Annotated in this window: 11 protein-coding genes and 1 pseudogene; 5 read left to right on the top strand and 7 right to left on the bottom strand. The window is 36.2% G+C overall.

The features are described from left to right. Positions 1-165: 165 nt before the first annotated feature. Positions 166-3600: a M66 family metalloprotease gene (locus tag PPBDW_RS21325; protein WP_036792520.1), complete on the top strand. Its 3435-nt coding sequence runs from the start codon at positions 166-168 to the stop codon at positions 3598-3600. Between the two features lie 73 nt (positions 3601-3673). Here the strand turns inward: PPBDW_RS21325 and PPBDW_RS21330 are convergent, their stop codons facing one another. Together PPBDW_RS21330 and PPBDW_RS21335 are read right to left on the bottom strand one after the other, a co-directional pair. After that, on the bottom strand, positions 3674-4591 hold the full coding sequence (locus tag PPBDW_RS21330) for a permease (RefSeq protein WP_036792518.1): 918 nt from the start codon (positions 4589-4591) through the stop codon (positions 3674-3676). A gap of 127 nt (positions 4592-4718) precedes the next feature. Further along, a complete protein-coding gene (locus tag PPBDW_RS21335; RefSeq protein WP_412457840.1) occupies positions 4719-5042 on the bottom strand; it encodes an ArsR/SmtB family transcription factor in 324 nt (107 codons plus the stop codon). Positions 5043-5241: 199 nt separating this feature from the next. Here PPBDW_RS21335 and PPBDW_RS21340 point away from each other — a divergent pair, with 199 nt between their 5' ends. Next, positions 5242-6210 carry a nucleoside hydrolase gene (locus PPBDW_RS21340; RefSeq protein WP_036792516.1) on the top strand — a complete coding sequence of 323 codons (969 nt, stop codon included), beginning with the start codon at positions 5242-5244 and terminating at the stop codon, positions 6208-6210. A gap of 66 nt (positions 6211-6276) precedes the next feature. Here the strand turns inward: PPBDW_RS21340 and mgtA are convergent, their stop codons facing one another. From mgtA to PPBDW_RS21355, 3 genes are all read right to left on the bottom strand, one after another. Beyond that, the gene (mgtA, locus tag PPBDW_RS21345) at positions 6277-9009 is read right to left on the bottom strand and encodes a magnesium-translocating P-type ATPase (protein ID WP_036792513.1); all 2733 of its coding nucleotides are present in this window, start codon (positions 9007-9009) and stop codon (positions 6277-6279) included. A 467-nt stretch (positions 9010-9476) separates the two neighbouring features. Beyond that, positions 9477-10010: a class I SAM-dependent methyltransferase gene (locus PPBDW_RS21350; RefSeq protein WP_036792511.1), complete on the bottom strand. Its 534-nt coding sequence runs from the start codon at positions 10008-10010 to the stop codon at positions 9477-9479. Between the two features lie 312 nt (positions 10011-10322). Further along, positions 10323-11423 carry an alkene reductase gene (locus PPBDW_RS21355; RefSeq protein WP_036792509.1) on the bottom strand — a complete coding sequence of 367 codons (1101 nt, stop codon included), beginning with the start codon at positions 11421-11423 and terminating at the stop codon, positions 10323-10325. 1262 nt (positions 11424-12685) lie between these two features. On the opposite strand from PPBDW_RS21355, the gene PPBDW_RS21360 reads away from it, so the two are divergent. Next, on the top strand, positions 12686-13525 hold the full coding sequence (locus PPBDW_RS21360; RefSeq protein ID WP_036792507.1) for a 2OG-Fe(II) oxygenase family protein: 840 nt from the start codon (positions 12686-12688) through the stop codon (positions 13523-13525). Between the two features lie 138 nt (positions 13526-13663). Continuing rightward, on the top strand, positions 13664-14059 hold the full coding sequence (locus tag PPBDW_RS21365) for a DUF1090 domain-containing protein (protein WP_036792506.1): 396 nt from the start codon (positions 13664-13666) through the stop codon (positions 14057-14059). Positions 14060-14300: 241 nt separating this feature from the next. Here PPBDW_RS21365 and PPBDW_RS21370 read toward each other — a convergent pair whose 3' ends face one another. Then, on the bottom strand, positions 14301-15044 hold the full coding sequence (locus tag PPBDW_RS21370) for an alpha/beta fold hydrolase (RefSeq protein ID WP_054262220.1): 744 nt from the start codon (positions 15042-15044) through the stop codon (positions 14301-14303). 703 nt (positions 15045-15747) lie between these two features. On the opposite strand from PPBDW_RS21370, the gene PPBDW_RS21375 reads away from it, so the two are divergent. Continuing rightward, the gene (locus PPBDW_RS21375; protein WP_036792504.1) at positions 15748-16656 is read left to right on the top strand and encodes a VirK/YbjX family protein; all 909 of its coding nucleotides are present in this window, start codon (positions 15748-15750) and stop codon (positions 16654-16656) included. 319 nt (positions 16657-16975) lie between these two features. Here PPBDW_RS21375 and PPBDW_RS21380 read toward each other — a convergent pair. After that, positions 16976-17918 (bottom strand): annotated as a pseudogene (locus PPBDW_RS21380) (LysR family transcriptional regulator). Positions 17919-18126 lie beyond the last annotated feature (208 nt).

Raw genomic sequence — 18126 nt, forward strand, 5'->3', positions numbered from 1 at the left:
AGCGTGCAATGTAGTGAAAGCAAACGATTGCGTCAACTGTTTTTTTGACCTTCTTATCAATAGTTATTCTTATGCATACCATAAATATAACTTGTTAACTTGAAGGGGGTAATATATTTTATTGAGAGCGAAAAAACGCTTCTTTTGGGTGGTAGGAGTCATACAATGAAAGTTAAATTATTATCTGTACTTATCGGTGGAAGCTTGTTCAGTTCTGGCGTTTTTGCAACTGAAAGCTCATTGACAGAAATTGCGACAAAGACATTTGAAACGCTCAACAATATGCAATCACTCGCTAGTCAGCCAAGTAATGTTATTGAACGTGATGGTAAAAGATATCTACAATATCAAGGTAAAGAATATTGGTTGAATCATGAAAATTCGCCAAAATTCCCATTAAATGATGCAAATGGTGTTTATAGTGCGGCATTTCCATTTGTTGGTCCTGAATGGGAGTATGTTGCTTATAATGGTGGTTTTTACTTACTTCATCGTCAATTTGGGGTCATGAACTCTGATGACAGTGGTTGCTTTGTTGAATATTTACCAGCAGCGCGAGGTTCTCAACATGATGATGGTAGTTATATTTGGGAAAGCGAGTTAGTGCAACGAACGGTTACCTCTGATTGTGGTGATTTGGCGATGCCTATCATTTCTGGATTTAAGGCTGCCTCTATTTCTGATACCGGTGTTGAATTGGTGTGGGATGATATTGTACAAGGTAATAATTACAAGATTGAATTAACTGCACATACACCTGGTGAGTCTTCTATTACTTATAACTATACAGCCGATAGTTCAGGTTTTTATATTGCAGCTCTTGAGCCAAGTACCCAATATGAAGTGAAGTTAGTTGAATGTAATCAACTTGGATGTGATGAGAAAACTTTTTCTTTCAATACCCTATCATCACGTTTAAGTTACAACGATAGTCGTAAAGCAGCTAACCATTTAGTGGGTAACCTGAGCGCGAATATTGCACTAGCACAGACACATACTAGCGTTGCACCTTATGGTAATGATGAGCTTAAACATCCTAATTTGGTGATGAACCGAGAAAGTTTATTACTTGTTACGCCTAAAACTAGAAATGTTAATCAGCTATGGGTTGATGTTGAAGTTGATGGTGTGAGTATGGGGCGTTTTTTAATGCATCCACCAAGTGCATTACCTGATACTGATCAGCGCGATAATGGCAAAAGTAAAGTAATGTTCTCTCATTACGCATGGAGTTTACCGTTAAGCTGGGAATGGATGAAGCCAGGGTTGTCGCTACGATTTAGTGACAACCGTGGTCGTGAAGGTGAATTAACTCAAGACTTATTGGTCTTTGGTGGTGCGCCTGAGTTGGTTATTCAAAATATTGATATTGGTATGTTAGTTGAGCCTCGTAATCAATATGACATGATCAATAATATGGAACAGTTAGCCACTGATTATTTTCAGAAAATTCCAGTATCTAAAATGGTAGTAGCTGATTACACCCCGTTACACCTTCGTAAAATAACAATGCCTAATGGTAAGGTTTATACCAAAGCCAGTGAATATGAAACTCCAGGGTGGCATGGCGGTGACATGCGTGAGTCTATAGGCAAAAATTTAGTGTCTATTGGTATTAATAATGCCAACTTTGGGATTACTGATACAGCAGGAAGTAATTCTCATTGGGCACGACCGTTTAGTCATATTACCGCTCATAATAGCCGTGGTCGTTATTTAGCCAAAGATAAAGATGGTATCGTGACTTCGAAGGTCGTAAATCATGGTGGTAGTGGTGGTGGTGGTATTGTCACGCTAACTGATTCGCGTGGTAACGAATGGTCACATGAATTAGGGCATAATTATGGCCGAGGACATCACCCTAAAAATGCTTCTATTCATGATATGGAATCAGGTTGGGGTTGGGATGCGCGTTATAAACGTTTTATTGGTAACATTCATTGGTCTGATGCTGCAATTACCATGACCAACGATAACAGTGGTGAAAGTGTGCCTCCGTTTGCTAACGAATTTCGTTTTATGCGTGAAGCTATGGGGGGAGGAGAATTCGCATTAACAGGTTTAATTAGTCATTATACCTTAGAGCATCCAATGGCAACGCGGGTGACTCAAGATTGGTTTAATCGTTCCAATAATCTTGATGCAAATAGCTCAACAGGTTTTGTTCAATGGGATCAAGCGAGCCAACGTTATATTGAATCAGAAACGGTTTTAGCTACACCGACACAGCAAGGTGTTCCGGTGATCACTGTACTTGGAATTTATGATCCAGTAGAAGCAAATCCTAGCCAGATTTATCCATTAACGTATTCAAATTACGGTAACTTATTTGATCTACCTGCTCCAAGTACGGTTGCTCCTCAACGTGAAGGCTGGGTATCAGTGGTAGACATGAGTGATACCGAGCGTAATGATACTGAATGGCAAACCATTAAAATAGATAATCAATGGTTACCTTTATGTCAGTTTAATTACACTAATACTAATGGTGTGACGGCAAACTTTGTTGGTTTCGAGAACACTGAAACGGCTACATGTCAGGTATCATCTGATATGTACTGGTCGGTTAATAATCAACGTGAAGTCCCTGTTTCTAGCATTAATGGTTATCAACTGCTGGCCTCTAAAGGTGAGAAAGTAGGTAATGTGACCTATATCCCAACGATTGAGTTGGGTGAAAAAACATTATGTACCTTAGATAAAGCTGGTACATCACATGATGGTGCCGGATTTATTGAGAATAATCGCTGTATGCAAATTGCTGATGTTAAGCATACCAATGGTGCAAATTGGGCTTACGCAAGTCATCAAGGTGGAATTAAGCAATATAGTTTCGCTTCACAAAAACAGTGTAAATTAGTTGTTGAAGCTGAAAATGGTGAGATCAGTAATATTGCATTAAGTGGTTATCGCCATAATAGTAATGAAAGTAATAAGTTACATATCAACTTACCGGCGGATAACCATCCAGCCCGCATTACTATTGAATGTGCATCAACCATTGGTACTGAATCGGTATTAGATACAGTAATGACGCCACGTAACCCAGCGGTTGCTGATCTAAGGGGGCCAGTGATCATTGGTCAAGAGTATGGTTATAAAGTACTTGAATCAGCAATACCTGCAGGTTGGTTTGCACATACGGACGGTTTTGATCCAGCGATATTATCGACGCGCGATCGTAGCTCATTAGCAACGTTAAGTGTCGGTAGTGAAAGACCAAATGTTTGTCGTTTCCAATTAGCGATTAATGGCGTTGAGCAAACTGTACATGGTTACGTTGAGGATTTTGGTAACGGAGATTTTCAATGTACAGGCGGTTCGGAAATAACAGTGACAGATAGTCAAGGTGAACAACCATTGTTATCGGCTGTTAACCAATTTGAATGGATGTCTCTTAATAATCCTAAACAAGTGGGCCAACGAGTTAAAGCGGTTGCAGATAGTGATGCTAACTTATGTAGCGTAACTCGTGGTGGCTTTTACGGTGCAGGGTTTATTAATGCTGGCGGTCAATGTACTCAAGTTGCTGGTATAAAATGGTCTAATGGTAATCATTGGACATTCTCTAGTGGTCACGGGCAATACAGTTACCGTTAATTAAAGGTAAGAATAAATTAAGTAAATCCCTCAGCTAATAAGGTGAGGGATTTTTTATATTTTAATCGTCTTTTTAAAACAGTAATTGATACAGAAAACCAGCACTGATAGCCATACCAATAATAACCACTAAAAATGCGATAATCATTTGATTTTTGAAGATAGATTTTAACAATATCACTTCAGTTAAACTTGCACCCGCACTACCAATGATCAATGCCATCACCGCACCTAGGCTCATTCCTTTGGCTGCTAATGCGGCACTTAATGGAATAACGGCTTCAGCACGAATATAAAGTGGAATACCAATAATCGCAGCAACAGGGATTGCAAATGGGTTATTTTCGCTGGCGATTTTAGCCACAAATTCAGTCGGCATAAAACCGTAAATCATCGATCCTAAAGCGATTCCGCCGATTAAATATGGTAATACTTTTTTAAAATCTGTCCATGTGGTTTGCCAAATTTGAAGCCATTTATTGGTTGGTTTTGGGGTTGAGTTACAGCTAGAACCACAGCACGATGGTTTAGGCTCACTATAAGCTTCAGCTTTAATATATTTTTCAAAGCCTAATTTCTCTAATAGGTAACCCGCAATAATTGAAACCCCCATCGCGATCACAAAATAAAACACCGTTACTTTGATGCCAAAGGTAACTGCAAATAAACCAATAATAATTGGGTTAAGCAGTGGGCTCGCAAACAAAAATACCATCATAGTGCCAAATCCCGCTTTAGCACGTAACAACCCTTTTAAAAATGGAATGGTTGAACATGAACAAAAAGGGGTTATTGCACCGAGTAATCCTGCAATAAAGTAGCCTTTACCGTTTTTGCCACTAAGAATCGCCTGAATTTTTTCGGGTGGAATATAAACCTGTAGTACACCGACTAAATAACTAATAGCAAGAAAAAGTAAGGTAAGTTCTACTGCAAGAAAACCAAACATATGGAGGGTATTCATTATCATTTCTGAAGTAATAGTGATCATGATATTTGTCTCTGTATTTCTAGTATTATCGAAATATAAAGGTAAAAAAAGTCTTTGTCAAAATTATATTTCCATTATTATGGAAATATATCTAAAGGTAATCGTTAGATTTATTTAATATTATGATTTAGGGGATTATTTCTGATTGTTGTTCATCAATACAACATTCATCTTGGAGAAAGTTGATCACATTGGTTAAAGCATCATATTGAGCAACGCAAAAAAGAGTTCGTCCTTCACGGCGCTGAGTCAGTAATCCCGCAGAAGCAAGACTAGAGATATGGTGCGACAGGGTAGAGCCAGGGATCGCAAGTTGTTGCTGAATATCGCCAACAGCAATACCTTGATAACCAGCTTTAATAACACGTTTAAAAATGGCTAAACGGGTTGGATGGCCTAGCTCTTTGAGTGATTTAGCGATCTCGTTAATGTCGATCTGTTGATTTGTCATAATTAAAGGTGACCTTTTATTTCTGGTATTATCGAAATATAACTAACTGGAGCCTAAAAAGAAAGCTTACTGAAGTCGTTATTTATCTACAACTATCACAGAAACGGCGCTAGTAGTCATTTATTCTCTTTCAAATAACGTTCCTAAACTTGTGGGCGGTCGATACGTGCTATCAACGATAGAGTTTATAAAATAAATTATGACAAAAAAAATTATATTAGATACTGATCCTGGTATTGATGATGCGATGGCGATTTTATTTGCAGAAGCCCATCCTGAAATTGAATTAGTTGCCCTTACTACGGTATTTGGTAATGCAACTATTGATAATGGCACTCGTAACGCTTTGTATCTTAAAGAGCGTTTTAATATGCAAGCGACTATTGCCAAAGGAGCTAGTCAGCCATTGGTTCGTGCACCTGTAGGTCCTACTGAAATCGTGCATGGGGTAACGGGTTTAGGCGATTTTCAGATCCCAGAGTCATTTGCAGGGCGTTATGATTCACGTCCAGCATATCAATATATTATCGATACTGTAAAAGCACATCCTAAAGAAATTACCTTGGTGGCTGTCGGGCCATTAACCAACCTTGCTTTAGCATTACAAGCGGCACCTGAAATAGCAGAATTAGTGGCAGAGGTTGTGGTGATGGGCGGTGCATTTGGGGTTAACGATCACCATGGCAATGTTACTCCTTATGCTGAAGCTAATATTCATGATGATCCCCATGCCGCGGATATTGTGTTTTGTGCTCCTTGGCCGGTGACGATCATTGGATTAGATGTAACAGAAGAAAGTTTCTTTAGTGCTGGTTATTTGGATCAATTGCGCCATGATGCAGGCGATGTTGGTGAGTTTATCTTTGATATTAGTCGTTATTACTTACGTTTTTATTCTCAGAAAGTGGGTCTTGATGGCTGTCATGTACATGATCCTTCGGCGATTGCTTATGTAATTAATCCGGCATTATTCACCACTCGAAAAGGATCTGTGCGGGTTGTTTGTGAGGGGCCAGCAAGTGGAATGACGCTGCAGAAGCTGGATAAAAGGCAGTATCAAACTGATGACTGGTCATCGATGCCAACTCAACGCGTTGGGGTTACGGTTAATTCAGAGCAGTTATTAGCATTATACCATCAGACTATTATTGAATACGCCCACGTATAATCATATAACAAATGGCTACTTTTATAAGTAGCCGTTTGAGTATTAGGCTTAGGTATAAATATTCGTTTAGAACCAACAGCCAAAGCGACGAATATAGAAGCGTTTCATACTTTGTGCAACCAAGCAGTAACTAAATAAAATTGCAACTAACCAAGGGAAGTAATGCCAAGGTAGTGCTTGTAAACCAACTAATGGACCTAATGGCGAGAAGGGTAATGTAATACCTAAAACCACCACGAGTACTGTAGCAACAATCACCGGTAATGCTGCTGTACTTTGAATAAATGGAATTTTCTGGGTACGTAGCATATGTACAACTAATGTTTGTGATAATAACCCTTCAATAAACCAACCTGAATGGAATAAAGCTTGATGAGCTGGCGTATTGGCACCAAACACAAACCACATTAATGCAAAGGTTGTTACGTCGAAAATAGAGGACGTTGGGCCGAGCCAAACCATAAAACGGCCAATGTTCTGCGCATCCCATTTACGAGGCTTACGTAAGAACTCTTTGTCCATTCGATCCCAAGGCAATGCTAATTGAGAAATATCGTATAATAAGTTTTGGATCAACAACTGAATTGCTAGCATTGGTAAGAACGGTAAGAAGGCACTGGCTATTAATACGGAAAAGACATTACCGAAGTTTGAACTCGCAGTCATATTTAAGTATTTGATAATATTACCAAAGGTTTCACGACCTTTAATCACACCTTCTTCTAACACCATCAAGTTCTTTTCAAGTAAAATAATATCAGCAGATTCTTTCGCTATATCTGTACCAGTATCGACGGAAATACCCACATCAGCATCTCGCAGCGCTGGCGCATCGTTAATACCATCACCTAAAAATCCAACAGTGTGACCATTCTTTTGTAATGTTTTAAGTACTCGTGACTTTTGCAATGGGGTGAGTTTTGCAAAAATAGTTCGTTGCTCGACTAATTGCGCTAACGCAGTATCATCTAAACGTTCGATTTCGGTGCCTAATAATGGTTCGCCAGGCTCTAAACCCACATCGCGACAAACTTTGCTGGTAACGACTGGATTATCACCCGTTAATACTTTCACCATCACGCCATTTTCGCGTAACGCCGCAATTGCAGTAATGGCACTTTCTTTAGGTGGGTCTAAGAAGGTCAGCAAGCCGTGGACAACTAAATTACGTTCATCATCTTTTTGGAGAGGTAGTTCGCAACCTTTAATTCCTAAATCACGAGTACCGACCAATAAGACTCGAAAGCCTTGTTTATTATATTGCTCAGCTAACGCCATTAACTTTTCGCGACGAGTTGTATCAAGCGCGATCACGTGGCCGTTATCATTAATATGGGTGGCTATAGCAAGCATTTCTTCTACCGCACCTTTACAAATCAAGGTGTGGTTATCGTGTTCATCACCGACAACAATTGATAACCGCCGACGAACAAAATCAAATGGCAATTCATCCACTTTGTAAAAGCGACTTAAATGACTTAGAGTCTGGTTTTCTTTTGCAAAGTGTAAAATGGCCTGATCCATCAAGTTTTTTAATCCACTTTGATGGTGACTATTAAGCCAAGCAAGGGCTAAAACATGTTCGTCATTGCTGCCTTGAACGTTAATGTGATGTTCTAAAATGATCCTATCTTGCGTTAATGTACCTGTCTTATCGGTACATAAGACATCCATCGCACCAAAATTTTGGATCGCATTAAGGTGTTTTACCACCACTTTACGACGCGCCATCATCATCGCACCCTTGGCAAGGTTAGAACTGACAATCATTGGTAACATTTCAGGGGTTAAACCTACCGCGACGGCTAATGCAAACAGTGCTGCGTCAATCCAGTTACCTTTAGTAAAACCATTAATTAACAGTACAATAGGCACCATCACTAGCATAAAACGAATTAATAACCAGCTAACGCTATTTACACCGCGATCAAATGCTGTTTGCGAACGAGTACCGATAATTGACTTAGCTAATGAGCCAAAATAAGTCTCTGAGCCAGTAGCCACAACAACCGCCATGGCTGTTCCACTTGAGACATTGGTACCCATTAAACATATGTTCGGCATTTCAATTAGTTCAGCTTCATGGTTACTGTCAGCATTGGCTGTTTCTGAGGCTTTATTATTTATATAGATTGGTGATTGATAAGGAGTATCTGTTTTTTCAACAGGAATAGATTCGCCAGTTAATGCCGCTTGGCTAATAAATAAATCACGTGCTTCTAGTAATTTAATATCAGCAGGAATCATGTCGCCAGCCATTAAGTGAATAATATCACCGGGCACTAATTGCTGAAGTGCAATTTCAGTTACTTCTTCTGGTGCATTTGTATGGGCACGACGGCGTACAGTTGCAGTGGTACGTACCATTGATTTGAGTGCTTCAGCTGCTTTGTTAGTACGGAACTCTTGAATAAAACGTAAAGCAGCACTCAATGTCACCATCGTACCAATGATTACTACACTTGAAATACTTGTTGGTTGGCCATGTTCTTTAGGTAACCAGTAATTAGTAATATCACTAATGATTGCTAAGATAATTAGTACATAAATAAATGGATTATTAAAGGCAGCTAAAAGTTGAAAAAAAACATTAGGTGCTTTTTCATGAGAGACTTGGTTTACACCGTGTGTTTGTAAACGGTCTTCAACGTCATCCTGAGTTAAGCCTTGTTTGCTGGTGGATAAATTGGATAAAGTAGCATCAACGCTATTACGACCTTCTTGTGCAATTAAAAAAGGTGTATTAGTGTCTGCTTTTCGGCGTGAGTTTACCGTTGCATTTGATTTAATTTGAGTCATGAGCTTTGCTCTAAATAAAAATTTCACTCGATAGCGCGAGTGTTTATATAACAATTTATTGCATGCGAAATAAAAAATAATCGACAATCATGCTCAGAAAATAAGCATAAAAAGTAAATTAATATCGAAAGGGATTATCGACTAGGAGGAAAAAGAGAGTGGGTGTCTAGAATAAATAATATCATCAGTAGTTACCAAGAATAAATCACATCACATATAAAAACAGTAAGTGAATGCGATATCACTTACCTAGCAAGAAAACCAATAACTCTGCGTGTCCATGTTTGGCTCCAATAAAAGAATAAGCAATTTTAGTCATATATTCTGAATAAGTAAAAATGCAAATTAGCAATCTAACATCAAATAAGTGAGTGTTGATCCAGCAAGTTGATGTATTAGGCTGCGTGATTATATAGACGATAAAAAGGCTACCATTTGGCAGCCTTCAGTATTATCGCGATGATATATTATAAATTATCATTTTTTTCGTAGACAAAAACAGTTGCAGGAGGAATGTTAAGCCATACCTTTTTTACTTTGGTAAGAATGAGTTTATTTTGGTCTAAATTCTCTGCTCCAAATGGGCAACGATTTAAATAAGTATATTGGATCAACTTACCGCCATGATCTAATACCGTGCTTATATCACTTAAAGCTTTTGCTTTAGTCGTAGTAGAAAAATTCACAAAAGGAATGCTTGAAATAATGGTTTTGACTTTTTGATGTTGGTGCCTTTCTTTCATAGTAAAAAGGTCAGACACGCAAATAGTCTTATCTATTTTCAATAGCGACTTATGAAAAATTGGATTGTTTTCATAAGTATAAATAGTATCTACTGATTGAATTGTTGAAAGTTTACGAGTGATCACACCTGAGCCAGCACCCAACTCAATGATAGTGCCTTCTGGTGATATGTGTGAAATCATTTCTTGAACTAAAAATTGGCTGCTTGATATAACAGACCCAGTATTTTTAGGGTTTCTTAAAAATTCAATTATCACTATAGATAGATACCATAAAAAAAAGATAGTGCATAATTACACTATAAACGTGAAAAATCCGTCAAGAAATGTGATGTTTTGTGAAATGGACAATGAAATATTCTTGTTTATTACAGAAAATGAGTGAAGTAAGTATAACTTCATCAGTTATCGAGTATGTTGATCATTATCAGAATAAGTTTGGCAGTAAGAACTTCACCTGTCCCATAGACTCTAACCGTAGGGGAAAGGGTTTATAATGCGAATAAAAATGGCTATCTTAGAAAAGAGAGCCATTTGGATTATTATAGAAAATCATGGTCTATTTTTGATTTATTCACCGTGACTAAAAACACGATAATCAGTATAACCACGCTCATTGCCACCAAATAATGTTGCACCATCAAGATCATCGAGTGCTTGATTATATTTAAGACGGGAAACTAAATCAGGATTAGAAACAAATGGTCGCCCAAAAGCCACGAGATCAGCATAACCGTGTTGCAATATATCATCAGCACGTGCTTGTGTATAACTGCCTGCGACAATGATTGGGTTCGTGAATACAGATCGTAACGCAACTCGAAAACTCTCTGGGATCACTGGGGCATCGTCCCAATCAGCTTCTGATAAATGTAGGTAAGCAATGTCTCGTGTCTGTAGTTGTTCTGATACAGCTAAAATAGTTGGTACGATATCTGGGCAATCCATATCTTTAAAGGTGATAAATGGTGCTAAGCGTACACCTACTCTGTCACTGCCAATAGCATCACTCACGGCATCAACGACTTCCAGTAAAAAACGAGTACGGTTTTCTCTGTTACCGCCGTAATTATCCGTACGATGATTAGAGTTAGTACGTAAAAACTGGTCGATAAGGTAGCCATTACCACCATGAATTTCAATGCCATCAAAACCAGCTTCAATAGCGCGTTTTGCAGCATAGGCAAAGTCATTAACGACCCGTTTAATATCGGTTAATGTCATTTCACGTGGTTGAACACAATCAACCATATTACCGTTACCTTGTTCATCAGCAATCCACACTTTTGTTTCTACGGGCGATAAAGCCGAGGGAGCTATTGGCAATTGACCTTGTTGAAATACAGGATGAGAAACACGGCCAACATGCCATAATTGGCAAAATATTGCCGCGCCGGCTTGCTTGGCCGCTTGAGTAACTAATTTCCAGCCTTCAACCTGTTCATCGGTATAAACGCCTGGAGTAAAAGAATAGCCTTGTGAGTCATCAGAGATCTGTGTTGCCTCTGAAATAATCAGGCCAGCACTCGCTCGTTGTTGATAGTAGGTTGCCATCATAGGATTCGGGATGTTTCCCGGTTGACTGGTTCGTGCTCGTGTCATAGGAGCCATTACAACACGGTTTTGCAATGTTAGCTGGTTTAGTTTAACTGTCTCAAATAATGTACTCACGATAACCTCTTCTGTTCTTTATGTTTATTACTACAACGTATAACCAGCGAGTTGAGACTGATTTTTGCAGTAATATTTAATAATGTCAGTATATTGATTTAAAAGTATTTGATAATTGAGGGGGATTTAAATTCATTGTTTAGAATAACTAAACAATGAGCGGTGATAGTGGATAAATTTCAGTAAAGAGAATCAATAAAGGTATTTATGATATAACTCTCCCTAAACGTATTCTTCCGCATAGTAAAACGAGTGAAAAAGTATAATTAAGCTGTTCTGTTAATAAGCCTTCTCGTAATGATGGTGGTAAAATGGAAATTAGCTGTTATAAACTTGATAATTTACCCGTTTTTCGGGTTATCTCTATGTGAATGGGTTATCCATCAAATACACGATTTAATTTACAGACTAGTTGGTAATACTTATTAGGTTTAAATTCGGTAATATAAAGGGAAGTATTTATTCGTTTATTGTTACTTTCGAGTCGCTAGCTGATATACTTACGAGTTAGAACAATAATAACTAGGGGGAGGACGTATAGGTTTCTATAAGCTAATGTGCAATTCTTTTAATAAAAATATACTGCGAGCGTGTAAAAGCGCTCACAGATAGATTTTAAAATATTATTTAGTTATTACGGTATGCGATCGTTACTTACTCTATTTTTAACCCAGAGTTTTTAATATTAGCATGAACATGCTTATGCATTATATGGTGAGTATGCGTCTTTAGTTTATATGATACCCATTTTAGGGGTTATTTAGCTGATCGTTATTCAGGTAATTATTGGTCGGCTGTTATTGGTGCATTATTAATAGTTGCCGATCATGTAGTACTCAGTATTCCAAATGATGATCATATTACATTTTATTCAGCGTTAACATTAATTATCTGTGGATATGGTTTTTTAAAACAAATTGAAGTTGTTTACTTGGTGAGTTATATAAAGGTCGTGTAAGTGCACGTGATTCAGATTCTCTATATTCCTATATTGGCGGCAGCATTGGCCCATGTGGTTACGCGGCGAGTCGTTGGAGATGGTATATTGGCTTTGGCTTCGCGGGTATTGATATCTTACTCAATCTTATGATTTTTAGCTTTAGCCGTCATAATGTATTTTCATCTTATCAGCAGTGAGGATAGTACCTTTTCCTCATATTTGTGCGGTGTATCCTTGTTATGAATATGTTTCTTAAATAGAATGCTCGCGCTCAGCAAAGTGTTTAATAAAATAATAAAAAAGAAAGTAAGGAATAATAACAATGAAACTAGAAGCTGTAGATTATACTGCAGAGAATGCGAAACAGTTATTTGTTGAATCTCTGCGTAATACCGGGTTTGGCGTACTTAAAAACCATCCGATTCAGCAAAAACTAGTCCAAAATATCTATGATAATTGGTATAAATTTTTTATAAGTGAAGAAAAGTCTGATTTTTATTTTAATGTAGAAACTCAAGATGGTTTTTTTCCAACTGAGGTGTCAGAAACCGCAAAAGGACACGCTCAAAAAGACATTAAAGAATATTTCCATTACTACCCTTGGGGTCAATGTCCAACTGAACTTAAGCAAGAAATACAGCTGTATTATCAAGAAGCAAATCAGCTTGCAACTGAGTTATTAGCCTGGGTTGAAGAATATTCACCTAGCGCCATTTCTGAGAAATATTCCCAATCACTTTCAAGTATGATAGATGGCAGTCACAAGACTTTACTGCGTGTTCTTCATTACCCACCGTTAGATGATAATGAACAATTAGGGGCGATTAGAGCGGGTGCGCATGAAGATATAAACCTACTGACAATTTTACCTGCAGCAAATGAGCCGGGGTTACAAGTACTTGCTAAAGATGGTAATTGGATGGATGTTCCTTGCGATTTTGGCAATTTAATCATTAATATTGGTGATATGTTACAAGAAGCATCAGGCGGTTACTTTCCATCAACGACTCACCGTGTGATTAATCCAGAAGGCGCAGACAAAACGAAATCACGTATTTCATTGCCACTGTTTCTTCATCCAAAACCTGAAGTTGTTCTCTCTGAAAAATACACAGCACATAGCTATTTAATGGAACGCTTGCGTGAACTTGGTTTAATCTAAGCGGTTATTAAAAATTTACAGCCTCATTCTAATAAATTGTAGAGTGAGGTTTGATTCTACCCTAATAATTTGAGTATGAAAGATAATCTATAATTGTAGTTCTCATGTGAATAATATACTTAAGAACTGGAGATGGTAATGTTAAATAATATCGCTATACTAACAATTTTGTTGACGATACTTTTACTATCGACGACAGTTCGGGCTACTGAAATCACTGGTTGCGCGGTTAAAAAACAAGAAATTAAGATTCAGATTAGCTATGCAAAAGAATATAACAATACTCATCAGCTAAAGGGATTACAAAAAGCATTAGCAGAGGTTAATTTTCATTGCACAGATGAGTCGCTAAAAGCAAAACAACTGAAAAATATAGCTAACAAAGAGAAAAAAGTAGAAGAAAGAAAACAAGAATTAATAGAAGCAAAAGAGAATGGAAAGATAAATAAAATTAATAACAAAGAGAGAAAGCTACAAGAAGCAATAGATGAGCTTAAAGATGCGAAAAACACATACTTACATTATTTTAAATAAGATGATTCAGTGTTATAAAATGATAAAGTATTTTATATAGATAAAGGCCACGAGTGTGGCCAATTAGATTTTAGTTATTAGATTAATAATAATTAAACGACTACAGATGGTTAATTATTTATTATTCAATTATCTTCTACGTTAATTTGATGTTGGAGAGTTAAATCCATTCAGCTTGGATCCTTTAATACTTTTCATCCTAATCTTAAACAGTAAAAGGTATGAGTGTCCTATGTTTTGTCTAAATAAACTTACCTTTATCGAGGTATTTTAAGATATGACCTATTACTACTTGGTTAGTTCTCATACTTGCATGATCGACATTTAATTCAATAAAATCGCCCATATTGGGTAATTTAGTTGAAGAAACGGGCACTAATCCATCATTAGGTTCATTAAATGCCTTTCTTGTAATTCGCCACGGTTTATTACCTGCAATAATACCTGTTTTGTAAAACGGTTCAGGCAATGATTTAGCTAAATCTCCCTCATTAGTACCAAGAGCAAGCGACATTTCTCCTAAAAGACCAAAAATACTTTTTTCTCGGTAGGAATCACTGATTGGGCTGCCATTATTCGGCGTTCCCATCATAATCACTTTATCGATTTTTCGTTTATTAAGCATAGAAGGATGATCAGCTAAATAAGAGCGGATCATTAATCCACCTAAAGAGTGACCAATAAAATGGGTGTTATATGAATTGTCAAAGGTTAAAAAACAATCATTAATTTGTTTAACCACCTGTTTTTTTATGGTGTCAACAGAACGACCAACGGTTTTGTATTCTAGAACACAAGTGTTATAACCCGCATTTTTTAAACCATTTGTTATAAATTCCATTCCTTTTGCGTTTTGCCCAAAACCATGAATAACAATAATATTTTCATTTTTGGCGTGATTAGTCGGTAGAGTTGATGAGGCATAAACAGGATTTTGGAAAAAAGCCAGTAAAAGTAATAAATAAAAAGTAATTCTCAATTTCATATAGTTATTTTCTGATGCAGAATTTTAACAAATATAAATGAATTCACTGTGATTCTCATTGTTTTTTGAATCTTGATTAGTAAAACTTATCTTAACTTGTAACGAAGTGTGCATTTTTAAATAAAAGATATTATAAACAAATGGTTAAATAATTTATCAGTAGTGTTTTTATTTTAAAATACACTTTTTTTTGATTTTTAATAATCTATTTGTCACCATTTCTTTATCTTTGTTACAAAATGGTTTTATATTTACTGTAAGGTTAGGGGAGTAGTACCTCCTCAGTTTGTTCACTGCTTCAGCAATAAGCATTAATGAACTCTAAATTTTTCACCATTAGAAAATGTCATGCTATGAGCAAGTTTCTAATATTTAATTAAGTCGGTTAAATGTCGACTATCTTTTTGTCGGTTAAGTCAAAGCTTATCTTCAATTTCCTGCATAGTGAAACGCTCAAAAGCGATAACTTTACTTTTAGTCGAGGACAGCTTGCGGATGCGTTTACCTTCTTGTTCTTGTGGATAGAACCCACAAAACTCAGTTTTGTTACTACTATGTTTTATTCGTATTTGTAGCGCTCTATGCTTTTAATGGCAAGTGTGTATAATTCGGTCGTGTATTATACCATCTTGATATAAATCAGGTGGAATCTAGTGCTACTAAGTAATGACGTAGCACAATATTTCATAAAGGAATTGACGGTGTGACAGTCTCTATTATTTCTCTGAGTAACCATGCGAAAATTATTTATCCTGATAGCCAAGCTGAAAAATATTCACCATTATGGCGTTATCGAGTGAAATTTATACTTCGTGCAATCTACTATCGTAGAGCTTTCCAGCATATCACTTCTGAAATTGACTCTTCTTTGCTAGAAACTTTATGCCAACGCAATTCCCGCTTCTTAGAAAAGCCATTTCGTCCTTATGTTATTTATGGCACAAGTGGTATTGAACGTGCGAGATTTGTTGCACAGCATTTTAATTTTGTGTCTCAGTTACCTACCAATATTAGTGATGCTATTTACAAAAATAGTAATGGATTAACACTATGTGACTTTACCGTTGGTGATATTGATTACTGTTTTAAACTGACTTATTACTCTCGCTATCAAAAAGAGGGTGATATGAGCCTTACGCTCTTTAACGATATTGATGAAAATTTTTATACACTTACATTTGCTATTCGAAAGGTGAAAGGAAAGCGTCAATTAATCATTGGTGGATTACAAGGTCCTGCGAGTAGCCCCGAGAACAATCAAAAAATAAAGTTACTGACCAAAGCATTATTTGGACAACGCCCAAAAGATTTAATGATTAAAATGATCACGTTGATTGCGAATGCTTGGCAGGTTGATACGCTGCTAGCCATTAAGAATAGCGCTCATACTTATTCAGCCAAGCGTTATGCTACCGGTAAAATCAAAATGGATTATGATAAACATTGGATTGCATTAGGTGGTATTGAGTTTGATGAGAACCTATACCAGTTAACGCTGGATGATATTCGTCGTGATCCTGAAGATATTTCCCGTCCTAAACGCGCAATGTATCGTCGACGTTATGAATGGTTAGACAATACTAAGCAGCTTCTTGAGCAAAAGTTGAAATAATTATTATTGATTAAGTTTGTACATTATTACGAGAGTAACGGAAGTTATGATTATAATAGTGTACAAATTTTTCCTGTGGAGTATTATTCAATAGTAATATTGTTATTCAGTTTTCTTCCATGTTAATGAGCTAAGCACATTTGAACCATTAGTTATGGATTACCTATAAAATTTACTTTATTGGTTTGTTAGTGGTCATTTTTATAGCTAAGTTGAGTGTCAAAAATAATCTTTAAATAGTAAACAGTTTGAAGTAAAAGATTTCAACACTCAAAGAAGGGTAAAATAAAGTAATATTAGAAGATATAAGTAATAATATTTAATATGTGAAAGTATCAAACTCTTTAAATAAAAAACTTAAAAACAGTTCAAAGCGCTTAGGTTGAAATTTTCTAGATAAATAAATAATATTTAAGTTCACAGTATCTTCAGTTGAAGCATTAAAATTTATTATATATTTGTCAAGTATAGTTATGAGTTTTCCTGTATGAATATCTTTCTTAATATCTATTAATGATTTGAGTGCTATGCCCATACCTTCTAGAGCCCATACCTTCTAGAGCCCATAATCGAATTATTTCGCCGTCATCAGATAATTTTACTGGTTCTATAGATATAGATTCTTTTTTAGAGGTACCTTTTTTTCTAAAGTGCCAGGTGTTTAATTCTTTATGATTACTATTGATCATAACTAAACATTGATGATCTATTAACTCTTTAGGAGTTAATGGTTAACCGTGATTAGCTATATATTCCGGTGATACGCATAAAACTCTTTTACTTATAGCTAAACGTCTAGATATTAGGTTGCAGTCATCTAGTTCACCATATCTAATAATAATATCCATCCCTGATTCTTGAATATTTGTAACTTTATCATCTAGATAAACATATAGTTTAATGTCTGGATAAAGACGTGAGAATTCGTTAATAATCGGTAGAATATAATTCTTGCCTACATCTTTAGGAGCTGATATTTTTATTGAACCTTTTAATCCATTTGATTGATTTTGGACTAAATTTTCAATCGCATTAATATCATTCAATATATTGATACTTGCTTTATAATAAAGCTCTCCTGCTTCAGTTAGCGATATATGCCTTGTACTTCGATTAAGAAGTTTTACTTCTAACTTTGCCTCTAAATTTTTCAATTTTGTTGTTATTGAGGCTGGTGATAACCCAATTTCACGTCCAGCAGCCGCTAGACTATTATGTTTAATAATGGTTGAAAACATTGTCATTTCAGAAAATTTAGTCATGTTTATGATGATTAAAGATAATAATACTTTAATTTTGGCCCGTTTCCGCAAAATAGTTCGTTATTATATGATAAAAGTTATTATATGTTAAAACTTATTATATATGAGCATTGCTGATTATTATTATTTATTTTTCATCATTGTTATATTTAATATTTGTATTATTTGAATGAGTTATTTTCTTTGAAAATAAGATTTTTTGTTGAGT

Source organism: Photobacterium kishitanii, from assembly GCF_000613045.3.
Lineage (GTDB): Bacteria > Pseudomonadota > Gammaproteobacteria > Enterobacterales > Vibrionaceae > Photobacterium > Photobacterium kishitanii.

Bases quoted from the DNA above. Each gene is read 5' to 3' on its own strand.
- mgtA (WP_036792513.1), bottom strand. From the start codon at position 9,009: ATGACTCAAATTAAATCAAATGCAACGGTAAACTCACGCCGAAAAGCA.
- PPBDW_RS21340 (WP_036792516.1), top strand. From the start codon at position 5,242: ATGACAAAAAAAATTATATTAGATACTGATCCTGGTATTGATGATGCG.
- PPBDW_RS21365 (WP_036792506.1), top strand. From the start codon at position 13,664: ATGTTAAATAATATCGCTATACTAACAATTTTGTTGACGATACTTTTA.
- PPBDW_RS21335 (WP_412457840.1), bottom strand. From the start codon at position 5,042: ATGACAAATCAACAGATCGACATTAACGAGATCGCTAAATCACTCAAA.
- PPBDW_RS21330 (WP_036792518.1), bottom strand. From the start codon at position 4,591: ATGATCACTATTACTTCAGAAATGATAATGAATACCCTCCATATGTTT.
- PPBDW_RS21360 (WP_036792507.1), top strand. From the start codon at position 12,686: ATGAAACTAGAAGCTGTAGATTATACTGCAGAGAATGCGAAACAGTTA.
- PPBDW_RS21370 (WP_054262220.1), bottom strand. From the start codon at position 15,044: ATGAAATTGAGAATTACTTTTTATTTATTACTTTTACTGGCTTTTTTC.
- PPBDW_RS21325 (WP_036792520.1), top strand. From the start codon at position 166: ATGAAAGTTAAATTATTATCTGTACTTATCGGTGGAAGCTTGTTCAGT.